This window comes from Streptomyces hundungensis (genome assembly GCF_003627815.1).
GTDB classification, from domain to species: domain Bacteria; phylum Actinomycetota; class Actinomycetes; order Streptomycetales; family Streptomycetaceae; genus Streptomyces; species Streptomyces hundungensis_A.
In genome coordinates this window covers 8,239,655-8,253,466 of sequence record NZ_CP032698.1, presented here as the reverse complement: position 1 = coordinate 8,253,466, position 13,812 = coordinate 8,239,655, and the positions used below count along the sequence as shown (strand labels likewise).

The following is a 13,812-nucleotide window of genomic DNA, read 5'->3' as shown; positions in this document are numbered from 1 at the left end:
TTCCTTATACGGCTCGGACTATGAGAGCGGCGTTGTGGCCGCCGAAACCGAACGAGTTGCTGAGGGCGATCCGGACGCCCGCGTGGTGCTGCGCCTGGCGCGGCACGAAGTTGATGTCGGGGTCGATCGGTTCGTCGCAGTTGATGGTCGGCGGGACGTCACCGGTGCTCAGGACCTGGATGGAGGCCACGAGCTCGACCGCGCCGGCGGCACCGATCATGTGCCCGGTCATCGACTTGGTCGAGCTGACCGGGATTCGGTTGACGCGGTCACCCAGCACCTTGTGCAGGACCGCCGTCTCGGTGGCGTCGTTCAACTGGGTGCCGGTTCCATGGGCGTTGACATAGTCCACCTCCGATCCCGTTGTTCCCGCGTCCCGCAGCGCCGCCTCGACGGCGAGGCAGGCGCCACGGCCCTCCGGGTGCGGGGCGGTCCAGTGATGGGCGTCGGAACTCGCTCCGTACCCGATGAGTTCGGCCAGAGGCGTCGCTCCTCGCCGCTCGGCCACCTCGGCGGATTCGAGGACCAGCACGGCGGCTCCTTCACTCATGACGAATCCGTCGCGGTGCACATCGAAGGGCCGGCACGCCGCGGTCGGGTCGTCGTTGCGTCTGGACAGCGCGCGGGCGTTGCCGCTGCCCGCGAGATCGACAGTGGTGACACAGGCGTCGGCGCCGCCGACGAGCACGACGTCTGCCTCCCCGTGGCTGATCATGCGCATCCCCGCGCCCACCGCGTCCGCACCGCTGGCACACGCGGTGCTCTGGGCCCGGCTGGGGCCCTGGGTGCCAAGACGCATGCTGATCTCACCGGCCGCGCTGTCCATGGCGGTCGTGACCTGAGTGAAGGGGCTGATGGCCCGGGGTCCTTTGTCGCGCAGGATGTCGGCGGCGCGGTAGATCGAGCCCACGGGACCGTATCCGCTGCCGATGATCACGGCGACCCGCGGCGCCATCTCTTCGTCGATGACGAGTCCGGCGTGCTCGCAGGCCTCGAGCGCCGCGGCGAGGGCGTACTGGGCGTAGGGATCGGCCCGACGACTGACCCTGGGCGGCATGTAGCGACCGGGGGCGAACCCGCGGACCTGGCCACCGATGCGGACGCCGAGGTCAGTCACGTCGATCGTGTCCACGGTGTCGATGCCGCTGCGTCCGGCCAGCATCGCCGTCCACGTCTCGTCGACGCAGTGGCCCAGCGGTGTCACGGCCCCGTACCCGGTGACCATGACCCGGCGCCGGCCGTCCCCTCGCTCCCTTGTCCCGGTCACTGGGGAACCACCTCTGCGTCGCTGACGCACGGCGGGATGTCGTCGGGGGCGACCGGGACCATGAGCACGGCTGTGCCTCCCTGGGCGCAGAACCTGCGTGCGGTGGCAACGTCGTCGGTCAGCGCGGACTTGTCGCGCAGTACCCGGTGGAGGATGTCCGGCCCGTCCACCAGGGGTGGCGGCGCTCCCGGCCGGGCGAAGGGGTAGCGCTCCGCGTCGAGGCCGAGGCGGGCGCGCTGCGCGTCCAGCCAGCCGTAACCGCCGTTGCACAGCACCACGTACAGGACGCCGCCGTGGGTCGGTGCGGTGACGGCGATGTCCGCGCCGGCAGCGAGGAAGGCGCCGTCCCCGACGAACGCGGTGACCTCATGGCCCGGGGCGGCCAGCTTGACCCCGATGGCCGCGGCCGCGCCGAACCCCAACGGGGTCTGCTCGGAGGGCACGATGGACCCGCCCCCCACGCGGAACGGGAAGCAGTAGGACCACATGTCCTGGAGGCCGTTCTCCTGGACGAGGACGTGCGGCTCTCCCGCGGTGGCATCGAGCGCGGCAAGCAGTTCGGGGATGCGAATCCCCGGCAAGGCGGCCGCCCGGAGCAACTCGTCCTCCACATCGCGGGCCATGGCCTCGCGGACGGCCGCGACCCTGTTCGTCCATTCCTCGGCCGCGTCCGTGTGCTCGGCTTCGCGGTCCTCTTCCAGCGCCCGCGTCCAGCCCAGTACGGCGTGCCGGGCGTCGCCCAGCACGCGCGGGCCGGAGAACTCGGCCGAAAGCCCGCCGGGATCGATGTTGACCTGCACCACGGGGACCGGGGGCCAGGGCGTCCCGCCGTCGACGGCCGTCTCCTCCAACCGCCCGGCCAGCGACACCACCAGGTCACAGGACGACCACAGCGCACGTGCCGGGGCCGCCGCGTAGAGGCCTGCCGCCCCACAGAACAGCGGGTGGTGCTCGTCGACGGCCCCTCGGCCGGACGCGGTGGTGAAGAGGGCCGCGCCGAGGCGCTCGGCGAAGCGCTCGACCACGCCCCCGTCGTTGCGGTGCCGCATTCCCCCGCCCACCAGGACCACCGGGCGTCGGCTCACACGGAGCGCCGCCAACGCCCGCCCCGACACAACGGCGGTGGACTCGGCTTCCAGACATTCAGGCAGCGTCGGCGCCGGACCACTGACGACGACCTCAGCCGTGCGGACGTCGTCCGGTATCTCCAGGTACACCGGTCCGGACGGCGGCCCCATCGCTCGGGTCAGCGCCGTCACCGTGGCGGGGACGACACGGTCGGGGTGACCCACCCGGTGTGCCCAGCGCACCAGCGGCGCCGTCACGGCGACTTGGTCCAGTTCCTGGAACCCACCGCTCCCCCGGCGCCGTTCGGGCGCCCCGGCGCCGAGCACGAGGACCGGGGCGCCCGACTCCCGCGCTTCGAGCAGCCCCGTGGCGGAGTGCGTGACGGCCGGGCCCTTGCCCAGTACGCAGACGGCGATTCGGCCCGACTGCAACGCGTAGCCGGTCGCCATGTACATCGCGTTGCGCTGGTCCCGGCACGGTACGAGATCCAGGCCGGCGCTGTCGAAGGCGCGCAGCAACTCCAGGTCGTCGCCGGGCAGCCCGAAGCACATGTCCACTCCGTTCGCCGCCAGCAGGTCGACGATCGCGGACCAGGCGTCGCCGTACCGTTTGGGTGCGTGGGTCACTTCCCACCCACCGTGACAGCCGGAGCGACAGGGAGGTTCCGCGCCACTGCCTGCGACATGAGCAGCGGTTCGGCATGCCGCTCGCCGCCGTAGGAGATGTAGTTCGCCCTCATCCCGAATCCACCGAAGGGGCGGTTCCCGTCCTCGGCGTCGAGCAGCGTGTGGTTGACACAGGTGTGATGACTCCGGGCCAGGAGCTTCACGGTCTCCGGATCGGTTCCGTAGACCATCGCGCCCAGCGCGCGTTCGCTGAAGTAGGGGCTCGCCAACCGTTCGCGCAACACCCTGGCACCGGGGTAGGCCACGACGTTGAACACCGGGGCGAACATCTCGTCGAGGGGGATCTTGTCGTCGAAGCCCCACAGCAGCACGGTCGGGTCGATCCTGCGGGTCGGCAGGTCGATGCGCCCGCCGTGCCGGATGTGACGTGCGTGGCGCACCAGGTAGTCCGAGCAGGTCACGAGCGCCGAGTCGTAGCAGATCGGGCCGTAGTCGACGGCCGGGTCGTCGTTGCGCCCGAATCGCAGCGAGGCCAGTTCGGCGGAGAGCAGGCCGATGAACTCTTCGATGCGGCCCTTGGGCGCGAACACGACGTCGGGACCGAAGCAGTCCTGGCCCGAGTTGTAGAGCCGGATGGTCGTGACGTCTCGTGCGGCGTGTGCGAGGTCGGCGTCGGGTGCGATCACGAAGGGGTTGATGCCGTGCCCGAAGAAGAGGAAGAGCTGGTCCTCCGCCAGCCCTTCACGAATGATCTCGGCGTTGGCGTATTTTCCGGTGAAGACAATGAGGTCGGCCTCCCGTACCGGCCCGGTCACGAACTTGCGCTGGCTGAGCTCAAAAGGCTGGATGGGCAATCCGTGAACCGGCGCCAGCAGGGCGTGCAGGCGGAGCATCTGGCCATTCGTCTCGGACGACGGCCGAAAGACGATTCGTTCGCTGTAGAGGGAGGCGACGAGTAGGTACAGCGCGTAGGAATACAACGGGATGTTCGACGGCATGCAGACCGCTGCGAGCGGCACACTGCCGGGTTGGCTCCTACGGATCTCGTCCTCGGCGCCGTCAAGGGTGGCGAGAAATGAACGGAGCTCTGCTTCGGCGGTGTGGTGTGGTGATTTTTCGGTGAGGATGCCCAACATGGCTTCTTTGTTCTCGGCCACGTATCGGCGTACTGCGCGCAGTGCGCCGATACGATCGGAAAAGGGAATGCGGTATTCGTTCGCACCGTTCGGAGAATCGGTCGAAGATGAACCGGCGTCCGTTTCGGCCGAACCGGACGGGAATGCGCCGGTGGACACTTCGGGTGCTTCCGGTGCCCCCGGCCGGGATAAGTCGGTGGTCGTGTCGTACGACGTGGACAACGAGGTCATGGCGATCTTCTCCAGGACGGCCAGGTTGGGTTTACCCGAGTGGGTGAGAGGCAGCGCGGGGAGCACCACGATGTGGTCGGCCTGCTCGTAGCGGGCGAGCACGGTGCGCAGCACCCGCTTCCAGTGCGCGGGCTCATGACCGTCGGGGTCCGCGATCACGAACACCAGACGACAGCCGAGGCGAGCGTCGGGGACGGCGACGACCTGCGCCTGCACACCGGCCGACTCGGCCCGGGCGGCGAGGTGGTCGGGGTAGAGAGTGTGGCCGTCGCGGTGCACGGCGTGCTTCCGGCCGACCGGGAAGACCCGGCCGGCCTCGTCGATCAGCCCGATGTCGCCGGTGCGGTGAACGGGTCCCGACACCGGGATGAGTTCGCCGTCATCGCCCAGGTGACCGGTCATCAGGCCGTCGCCGCATACGACGAGCTCCCCGAGACGGCCAGGGGGAAGCCGCCTGCCGTCGTCGTCATGTACCTCGACGATCACGCCGGGCAGCGGCGTGCCGCAGCCCACCGGATCGGCGTGGGATGCCAGCGCGATGTTGCCCACCTCGGTCGCCCCGTAGCCGTCGAGCAGGCGCTCGCCCGTACGGGCATGAAACCGGGCCGCCAGACTGCGCCCCAGCGGGGCACCCCCCACGCACCAGGCCCGTACGCCCTTCAGGGCGGTGACGAGAGGAGGACGGCGGTCGAGCAGGTTGAGCAGGGTGTGATAGGTCGACGGGGCTCCATCGACGACGGAGAGGCCATGGTCCACGCCGACCTCAAGTGCACGGTCCAGTCGCATGGTTGGCCCGTAGACCACGAGCGAGCCCCCACCGAGCCACCAGCACAGGACCAGCGACAGGCCGTACTGGTGGGAGTACGGCAGGACGGGCAGGAAGACGTCATCGGGCCGGTAGCCCATCCGTTCCGCGCTCAGGGCCAGGTTGTCGAGGATCGAGCGCCCGGAACGGACGATGCCCTTCGGGCTGCCTGTCGTGCCCGACGACCACGAGATCGCGGCGTCCCGGCGGCATGCCCAGGCCGCCATATCGGGCACGGCCGCCGTGTTCCGAACGGACCGCGTCGAGGCGGGGCGCGTCAGGGCGGGCCGAGTCGAGGTGCCGTCGCCCGGACCGTCGCCGATTTCCAGCACCACGCGTGCCTGAGTGCGGATGTGCGAGCGCTGCGCCGGGGCGGCTCGATGATCGGCCAACACAACCGATGCGTCGAGATGAATGAGCGACAGTAGATTTATGACCCATTCCACAGAATTGGAGCCACTCATCATCACCCGCGAGCCGGGGACGATGCCGCGATACCGGAAAGCCTCGGCGACCTCTGCTATGCGGGACTCGATTTCCTCGGTCTCCCAGATGTGCCCCTCGGGCGAGATCAAGCGCCTGGAAATGAGCAACTCGCGCTCCTTGCCGCCAGGGATTGGCCAGGTCAACTACGCGGACATGCACACTCATCAAATCCGAACCACACAAGAACGAATTCTTCTCCCCAAGAATCGGATTGGATGAATCCGAAACGACTATCGCATACCCGCGGAACGGTGTCGAGCACGGCAAGTGCAACGCATGATACGGATGGGGCTCGCGAGTACGCAGTGGTGGAAGAGTGAGGACACATGGCCATTTCTTACCGGTTAATTCAAGGCACGATTCTTATTCGCGCGCAAAAGAGTGTCGACCCTGGTCGGACACCGGCCTCGCACCTCATCCAGTACAGATGCGAGTACTCGACCATTCATTTTCAGCCGTGCAGAGCACCCTGGCATCGGAAACGGGAAAACCGCAGCACCCGTCGACAGCCGGATTGGGTCCGGCATTCGCAAGAACCAGACGGCTCGCAGGGTTCCATCGCGCGGTAATGAGGGCCGGAGGCCAGGCAGCCGACGGCGGCCGGGCCGAGCAACAGCCGCGGCCGGGCGCGGTCCCAGCGGTATCCGAATGGAGCTGCCCGGTGCCAGGAGAGACCGGCGGCCGCTCGGCGCCCCGGACGGGGCGGGGGTCGGTGCCTCCCGTAGCCATCCCCGACCAGGGGTGCGCTCATCCTCCTGCCTGGCCGCAGCGGCGACTGTCCGCGCGGTGCCCGCCCGGATGGCGGAGGTGCGGGGTCGATCACCCAGTCGAGGAAGCCGACCCACTGCACCGTCAGACACCGCCGGGTCGTCCAAACGCGCCACGTCCTGGCTGCTCTTGGGATCCCGACGCCTTCACCCGCCGCTCTGTCGCACCACCTCGGGCGCGGCCCGGTTTATGTCGGTGCAGCAACGAATGCGCGCGACGGTGAGCCCGAGCACGGTGGAGACCGTTAGTCGCCGCGCAGGAACGCCATACAGGAGACGCCTTCGAGGAACCTGAAGGCTCTCGCCACAGGGCGGCCCCGCCTGCGGAGACCGCCCGTGGCCCTACGCCTGCGGACGAAGGGAAAACTCATCTCGCGCCCTGCCCTGACCTCGGCCGAGGGCGGGTGGCAGAGAGCGCGCTTCTAGTTGACCACGCGGTAGGCGCTGACCCACGCTCCGATGCTGTTGTAGCCGGAGCCGTCAATGATGATCGCGCCACCGGTGCAGTTGTAGTTGTCCCACAACTCGACCCTGCGGGTGGCAACTTCTGTGCGGGCGGATCGGATCCTGTCGTTCCAGTTGTCGCCGACGTACTTGCACTCCCCCGGGTTGCCGGAGAAATAGGTGTCCGGACCCGAAAAGCCCGTTGAGGCGAAAGCATGCCAACTGGCAGCCGCCGGAAGGGCGGAGCCACTGGACGGGCCGAGCGACGAGGACGGGGCCGATTGGGCGGATGACGGCTGGGCAAGGACAACCGTACTGGCCAGGGCCACAGCTGTGAGCAGCAGTTTGCGTGGGACGGACAAGGCGTCTCCTTAGATCAGTTGACGAGCGCGTCCACAGCGCGGCAGACGCCGCCGGCGACCGTTGCCGGGCAGAGGAGGCCATCCCCTGGGCAATCCAGAACCAAGCCCGTTTCCTGTTTCCTCTCGAACAGGAAACGGGAAACGGACTTCGGAAGACGCGTTTGCTGGCCGCGAGCACCCGGTCCCAACCTCAGCGCGCCCCCGCAGCTTCGGCAGCGGAGCGCTGATCGGGGCCCGGGGCGGCCGGTCTGGTGAGAGGCGCGCTGCTCAACGAGGCGTTCGGCGACGATGACCACGCCGGCAAGTGCCGAGGGCGAACGTGGAACGCCCCTGCCCCTCGCCTCGTCGCGGCGCGTCGGCGTGGGTGGCCGAGCGGGTCGGGGGGCGGTGTGTGAGCTTAGGGCTCATGTCGATCGTCGCAACCGTCGTGATCCTGCTCATCGCCGCGCTCCACGTCTACATTCTGGTCCTGGAGATGTTCTTGTGGACGGGACCGCGGGCCCGGGCGGCGTTCGGGACCAGCCCCGATTTCGCTTCCCAGACGAAGGCGCTCGCGGCCAATCAAGGCCTGTACAACGGCTTTCTCGCCGCCGGGCTGGTGTGGGGCGTGGTGGCATCCGACCCCGTGGGCTTCCAGGCCAAGGTGTTCTTCGTGGTGTGTGTGGCCGTGGCCGGTGTGTACGGCGCCGTCACCGCCAGCAGGAAGATCCTCTTCGTGCAGACCGTTCCGGCGCTGATCGGCCTGGCTCTGGTACTGGCCTCCCGTTGAGCACTGCGGGCAGGGACCGGTGAGGCGCCGGCGCACCGGCGCGCTCTCGGGCTGCAAGTGGAGAGCCTCGTCTAGGGACTTATCGCCGTTCAAGACGGTGTCCGGATTCTTCACCCGCTGGTCGGGCGGCCGGAGGCGTCAACCACATCCGTGACCAGCTGCGCCGCCGGGTCCGCCGGGCGATGGGTACCTCCCCGCACCCCATGGCGGTCGTGATCGCCTCGCAGCCGGTGAAGGTCGCCGCCTCGGTCCCTCGCTCCTCCTCCGGCTACGGCGCAGGCAATCCGACCGCCGTCTCGCGCGGAAAGTGTGACGCAGCCTCAACCCGCCCGGGCGGACCTCAGCGCAGCGAGCAGCGTGCGGGCGTCCCGGACCGTGGGGTGGCCGTCGCCGAGCCGCACGGCAGCCTCGTCCACTACGCGTTCGGCGTATGTCGTCCCGGCCGCTCCGTCGCGTAGCCGAGCATGGCGTCGGAGACCTTGAGACGCAGGGCGGGGGGTCCTCGCCCAGCCGGGAGCGTGCCTCCGCGGCGACGGCGCCGCATTCCCGGCGCCCCGGTTCGGTCGGTTTCGAGCCTCCTTCGCGTTCCCAGGCGAGGACTTGGGCTTCGATGTGCACGATGCCCTCGGCGTGGATGGCGCTGAGCGCGGAGGCGATGCCCGCACCGATGCCGCGGACGGTGGCGGTAATCCAGGGTGCCGCAGCGCTCGGCCATCTCCTGGAGCGAGGGCGCGGCCACGAACGGCACGGCCATCCAGAGGATCTCGCCGGTCGTGTCGGCGGCGATCACGGGCACGGAGAACCGAGAGCTGATCCGCCGGGCCGCCCGCACCTCGTGCGCGAACCCTTCCCGGATCGAGGAGTCGGCCGCGTACTCGGCGTGCAGGGTCTTCACCGCCACCATGACGCCGTCCGGATCCTGGCAGCGGTAGACCCGGCCGAACTCGCCCACGCCAACGCGCTCCAAGACCTCGTAGGAACCGAAGGCCGCCGGATCCTCCGCCGTGCGCGCGGTAGGGGCCCGCCCCATCGCCGCCACTCCTCCAGAGCCTCGGCCTCGGAATGGACGGCCGTGGCGCCGCCCGGGCCGCGCACCGGCGCGGGTTCCGGCGCCGGCTGCTCGTCGTCCACCACGACGATCGACACCACATGGGGTGTGTCACGAAGAGGCCGCCGGTCTCAAAGCAAAGAGGCGAAGGCTGCGCGCACCCAGGCCACCGGGACGCCAACGCAGCACGCAGGATCAACCTCGACCACCATCGGGGCGTGCACGCGAGAAGGGACGCGGAAGTTGCTCGCCGGCTGACAGCCTCCGAGAGGACAGCGACAGCAGACCAAGCCCATCAGGCGATTAAGTCGGTCGCATGTCCCTTCACGGTTACCGGCGTCGAGCAGGGTCACGCGGGGCCAGGTCGTGTGGCGCGTTCGGACGGCGGTGGCCTTGAACACGAGGGACGGTCCCGGGGGTTGTCGCGGACCGAACGGCCGCGGCACGTCAGGGCGCGGGGCCAGCGGAAATGCCGTGACGGTGAGTCCGTAAAGTGGCCACATGTCTGACGCCTCTCCCCTGATACAGAGTTTGCGCACGGCCGTCGAGGCGGCACCGGGTGACGTGCCTCTGCGACTGCACTTGGCGGGTTTGTTGTTGGATGCCGGGCAGCAGGACGACGCGGTCATGCAGGTGGCCGTCGCGTTGCAGCACGCGCCGGGTGACAGCCAGGCGAAAGCGTTGATGACACGCGCGATGGGTGCGCACTTGCCCCCGCACGCGCTGCCTTCTGAGCCTGTCCCGGTCCCGGCGCCTCCGCCCACGGAGCCCGCAACCGATCCCGCTTTCAACTGGGGCGCCGCCGCCGACCAGGTCAAGGACGTCCTTCCGCCGCGCTTCGTGGAACACCCCCTGGCCACCGACGGCAGCGGCGATCCCCAGGACGCATCCGCTTGGGAAGTCGACGCTCCGGGCGCCGTACGCCTCGCCGACGTCGGCGGCATGCAGGAGGTCAAGGACCGCCTGGAGGCCGCGTTCCTCGCGCCGCTGCGCAACCCGGAGTTGCGCAAGCTGTACGGCAAGAGCCTGCGCGGCGGCCTCCTCCTCTACGGCCCTCCCGGCTGCGGCAAGACCTTCGTGGCACGCGCCGTAGCGGGAGAGCTCGGTGCGAGCTTCCTGTCCGTATCCGTCAACGACGTGCTCGACAAGTGGGTCGGCAACTCCGAGCGCAACATGCACGAACTCTTCGAGACCGCCCGCCGCCAGGCCCCCTGCGTCATGTTCCTCGACGAGTTGGACGCGCTCGGCGGCAAGCGCAGCCGTACGCAGAGCGCAGGCATGCGCAACACCGTCAACCAGCTCCTGACCGAGCTCGACGGCATCAACGCCTCCGCCAACGAAGGCGTCTTCGTACTCGCCGCGACGAACGTCCCGTGGGACGTCGACATCGCGCTGCGCCGCCCCGGCCGCTTCGACCGCACGCTCCTCGTCCTGCCTCCCGACGCGCCGGCACGCGAGACGATCCTCCGCTACCACCTGCGTGAACGCCCCATCGAAAAGGTCGACTTGGGCAAGCTCGTCAAATTGACCGACGGCCTGTCCGGAGCCGACCTCGCCCACCTGTGTGAGTCCGCGGCGGAGACGGCGCTCCTCGATTCCGTGCGCACCGGTGTCATCCGCATGATCGGCATGAAGGATCTGCTCGACGCCGCGAAGCAGACGGTCCCCTCGACGGAGCCGTGGTTCGCTGCGGCACGCAACGTGGCGATGTACGCCAACGACGGCGGCATGTACGACGACCTGGTCGCTTATCTCAAGAAGAGGCGGAAGCTGTGACCACCCTGCACCCGATGGTCGAACAGGCCCAGGCCCTGATCGACTTCGAACGCTATGACCAGGCTCTGGAACTGCTGGGCCGCCACCTCGCGGAGGATCCCGGCGACATACGCGCCTGGGTCAAGATCGGCTACTGCCATCTCAATACCGAGGCGCCGCAGCTGGCGAGTGAAGCGGCCGACCAAGCTCTCAAGCTGGACCCCGAGGACTATGGCGCGCTGATGTTGCGCGCTCGCGCCATGGTGGACGACGGGGGTTGGCTGAAGGTCGAACCCGTACTGCGCCAGGCGATCCGCGTGGCTCCCGAGGAGTCATATCCCCGTGCCATGCTGGCGGACGCCGTGTGGCGGGCCTCGATCGTCGAACACGCCCGGGCCACGGGAGCGGGGACGATGAGTCATGCCGACATGGATCGCGTTTCCGGCGAGGCGGCCGACCTGGCCATGGAGGCATTGCGGCTGGGCCCCGAGGACCTTTACGCCCACGAAGTCGCGCACCGCATCGCCAGTGCGGCCGGCAACCGCACTGTCTCCGATCAACTCGACGAGGCCATTCTCCGCATCGATCCCCAACACGGCGAAGCCGTTGCCCGCCAGACGAAAAGGGCCGCCGAGGCCCCGGGGGTGAACGCCGCACAGGCCGCCGACCTATACGCGGGTGCCCTGGCCGGCCAGCCCGACTCCTCCTGGATGCAGCAACAACTCGACCGTGCCACCTACCGGTTGCTGCGGGGCACCAGATGGCTCGCGCTGCTCTGCCTGGTCACGCCGGCCGCCATGATCAACCTGTTCCCGTCCGACGACCACCCGGCCCCCGCACTGCCGCTGCCCATCGGCCAGCGCCTGTGGTCCATGGTGATCATGGCCGCGATCTGGGGCTTCGGGGCTTGGCGCCGCTACCGCAAGCTCCGCTCCGGGGTGCAGCTCAACGTCCGGTCCCTGATCCGCCGGGGCCGCTGGGCCCGCGTGGTCCTGGCGCAATCGGGCTGGGCCATGCTCTGCGCCTTGCTGATCGCGGGACCTGCCTGGGCCGACCTGGGCGAGCCACGCCTGCTTTTCTGGATGGGGCTCGTGCCCATCGCGGCCACCATCTGGTTCGACAAGAACAAGGCCCGGTAGCTCGTTCGGGGACGCAGTGGACCACGGTCTGGGCAGGTTCTCGGTGCGCCGCACCCTCTGCGGGCGAGCGCGTTTTTGAGCTGCTGGACGTCATGAGCGACGCGGGGGGGGCGGCGTGCGGGGCTGCCAAGGGCGTATGAGTGGAATTCTGCGTCTGCACCTCTCACCACCGATCGAGCCGATGCCGGCCCGCTCCGTGACGGCCTGCCACCGCCTGGGGCGCGTGGTCACCTTGAGCTGGCGGTTGCCGCTCGGGCGGCAACGAGGTCTTCCTCGCGTTCGGACAGTTCGGCGGCAGGTCAGCGCTGTGTTGTTCGAGATGGGTGATCCGCTCCTGGAGGACGTGGGTGTCGGTGGGGCTCCTGAGGGCTGTCCCGCTAGAAGCCTCCAGCCGGTGCATGTGACCCGCTGGGCCGCGGCCGTGCGCTCGCGTACAGCCTGACCTGGATGACGCTCGGGGCCGCCTGCGTGACCCCCCAACGCTGCCGCAATGGCCTGGGGTTTGCGTACTGCCACGTTTGCTGCGACCGGTACCGGACATCTATCCGGCCCCTGACAGCCCCTCATGAACCGAGAACGGCAGGGCTCTTTGACGCGTATTGAGAGTTCGCCCTCTTCCCCACGCGAGGTTGAACACGCACGCGGGCCAGATGCGCCACAGCATCCTGTGCGGTGTGTCAGACGAGTTCTGCCTTGCCGGCGGCAGCAAGCCGCCCGCGACTCCGGCCAATTGAGGATTTCGCGGGTAGGGGCGCGGTCGCGAGTGCTGCGATACCGCCGCCCGGTCCAGCAGAGCATGCCCCACGCCTCCGAGCTTGCGTTAGAGCGCACTCCAACTCCTAGTTTCGGCGCATGCGATACATCAAACTCGGAACGACCGGACTGGAAGTCTCCGCCATCACCCTCGGTTGCATGAGCTTCGGCGAGCCGGACCGGGGTGGCGAGCCCTGGTCGCTGGGGGCGGACGCCAGCCGGGACATCATCAAGCAGGCCCTTGAGGGCGGCGTCAACTTCCTCGACACGGCCAATGGGTACAGCGCCGGAAGCAGCGAGGAGATCGTCGGTCAGGCGGTCAAGGACTTCACCCGGCGTGAGGAGGTCGTTCTCTCTACCAAGGTCTGGATGCGGATGCGCCACGGCCCGAACGGGGCCGGGCTGTCCCGCAAGGCGATCTTCGCCGAGCTCGACGCCTCCCTGAAACGGCTGGGGACCGACTACATCGACCTGTACCAGATCCACCGCTGGGACTACGACACCCCGATCGAGGAAACCCTCGAGGCGCTGCACGACGCGGTCAAGTCCGGGAAGGTCCGCTACATCGGAGCGTCTTCCATGTATGCCTGGCAGTTCGCCAAGGCCCTGTACCTCGCCGATCTGAACAGCTGGACCCGGTTCGTGTCGATGCAGGACCACTACAACCTCATCCACCGGGAAGCGGAGCGGGAGATGCTCCCGCTCTGCGCCGACCAGGGCGTCGGCGTGATCCCGTGGAGCCCGCTGGCGCGGGGCAGGCTGACGCGGGTCCGGGACACCACCACGGCGCGTGCCGATACCGACGAGGGCGGCAAGATCCTCTACCGCGACGGGGACCAGGCTGTGGCCGAGCGCGTCCACGAGATCGCGGGCAAGCGGGGTCTGTCCCCGGCCCAGGTGGCCCTGGCCTGGGTCATGCGCAACCCGGCGGTGACCTCGCCCATCGTCGGGGTCACCAAGCCGGCCCAGCTGGCCGACGCACTGGCCGCGGTGGACGTCGCACTCGACGACGACGAGGCCGCCTACTTGGAAGAGCCCTACCAGCCACACGAAGTCGCCTACCTGGAGGAGTCCTTCTACAAGTCGCGCCCTGGGGCCCGCTCCCGGTAGTCCGGGCTACCGTCGGCCTTCGACAACCCCCGGCCCCGGCTCGGCC

At 68.9% G+C, this 13,812-nt stretch carries 10 protein-coding genes; 6 read left to right on the top strand and 4 right to left on the bottom strand.

Features of this window, described 5'->3' with window-relative positions:
- Positions 1–4 precede the first annotated feature (4 nt).
- The 4 genes from fabF to DWB77_RS36690 form a co-directional block, all read right to left on the bottom strand.
- A complete protein-coding gene (gene fabF, locus DWB77_RS36705) occupies positions 5–1,267 on the bottom strand; it encodes a beta-ketoacyl-ACP synthase II (protein ID WP_246033775.1) in 1,263 nt (420 codons plus the stop codon).
- Positions 1,264–2,961 carry a thiamine pyrophosphate-binding protein gene (locus DWB77_RS36700; protein ID WP_120727015.1) on the bottom strand — a complete coding sequence of 566 codons (1,698 nt, stop codon included), beginning with the start codon at positions 2,959–2,961 and terminating at the stop codon, positions 1,264–1,266. Before DWB77_RS36700 ends, fabF begins: the two co-directional genes overlap by 4 nt.
- A complete protein-coding gene (locus tag DWB77_RS36695; RefSeq protein WP_120727013.1) occupies positions 2,958–5,726 on the bottom strand; it encodes an aldehyde dehydrogenase family protein in 2,769 nt (922 codons plus the stop codon). The genes DWB77_RS36700 and DWB77_RS36695 overlap by 4 nt, the downstream gene beginning before the upstream one ends.
- 1,082 nt (positions 5,727–6,808) lie before the next feature.
- Positions 6,809–7,192 carry a peptidase inhibitor family I36 protein gene (locus DWB77_RS36690; RefSeq protein WP_120727011.1) on the bottom strand — a complete coding sequence of 128 codons (384 nt, stop codon included), beginning with the start codon at positions 7,190–7,192 and terminating at the stop codon, positions 6,809–6,811.
- Between the two features lie 406 nt (positions 7,193–7,598).
- Between DWB77_RS36690 and DWB77_RS36685 the strand changes: the two genes are divergently transcribed.
- The 6 genes from DWB77_RS36685 to DWB77_RS36665 all read left to right on the top strand — a co-directional run bounded on the left by DWB77_RS36685 (position 7,599) and on the right by DWB77_RS36665 (position 13,766).
- Entirely contained in the window at positions 7,599–7,961 is a 363-nt protein-coding gene (locus DWB77_RS36685) for a DUF1304 domain-containing protein (RefSeq protein ID WP_120727009.1), read from the top strand.
- A gap of 182 nt (positions 7,962–8,143) precedes the next feature.
- Positions 8,144–8,419 (top strand): hypothetical protein, encoded by a 276-nt coding sequence (locus DWB77_RS38165; RefSeq protein ID WP_162952717.1) that lies wholly within the window; start codon positions 8,144–8,146, stop codon positions 8,417–8,419.
- Between the two features lie 237 nt (positions 8,420–8,656).
- Positions 8,657–8,893, top strand: coding sequence for a hypothetical protein (locus DWB77_RS38160; protein WP_162952716.1), 237 nt, complete (start codon positions 8,657–8,659; stop codon positions 8,891–8,893).
- Between the two features lie 617 nt (positions 8,894–9,510).
- Positions 9,511–10,785: an ATP-binding protein gene (locus tag DWB77_RS36675; RefSeq protein WP_120727005.1), complete on the top strand. Its 1,275-nt coding sequence runs from the start codon at positions 9,511–9,513 to the stop codon at positions 10,783–10,785.
- Entirely contained in the window at positions 10,782–11,903 is a 1,122-nt protein-coding gene (locus tag DWB77_RS36670) for a tetratricopeptide repeat protein (RefSeq protein WP_342778026.1), read from the top strand. The genes DWB77_RS36675 and DWB77_RS36670 overlap by 4 nt, the downstream gene beginning before the upstream one ends.
- Before the next feature lie 852 nt (positions 11,904–12,755).
- Entirely contained in the window at positions 12,756–13,766 is a 1,011-nt protein-coding gene (locus DWB77_RS36665) for an aldo/keto reductase (protein WP_120727001.1), read from the top strand.
- The last annotated feature ends 46 nt before the right edge of the window (positions 13,767–13,812 follow it).

Excerpts from the sequence above, each read along its gene's own strand:
- DWB77_RS36685 (WP_120727009.1), top strand. The coding sequence starts at position 7,599 with ATGTCGATCGTCGCAACCGTCGTGATCCTGCTCATCGCCGCGCTCCAC.
- DWB77_RS38165 (WP_162952717.1), top strand. The coding sequence starts at position 8,144 with ATGGGTACCTCCCCGCACCCCATGGCGGTCGTGATCGCCTCGCAGCCG.
- DWB77_RS36675 (WP_120727005.1), top strand. The coding sequence starts at position 9,511 with ATGTCTGACGCCTCTCCCCTGATACAGAGTTTGCGCACGGCCGTCGAG.
- DWB77_RS36665 (WP_120727001.1), top strand. The coding sequence starts at position 12,756 with ATGCGATACATCAAACTCGGAACGACCGGACTGGAAGTCTCCGCCATC.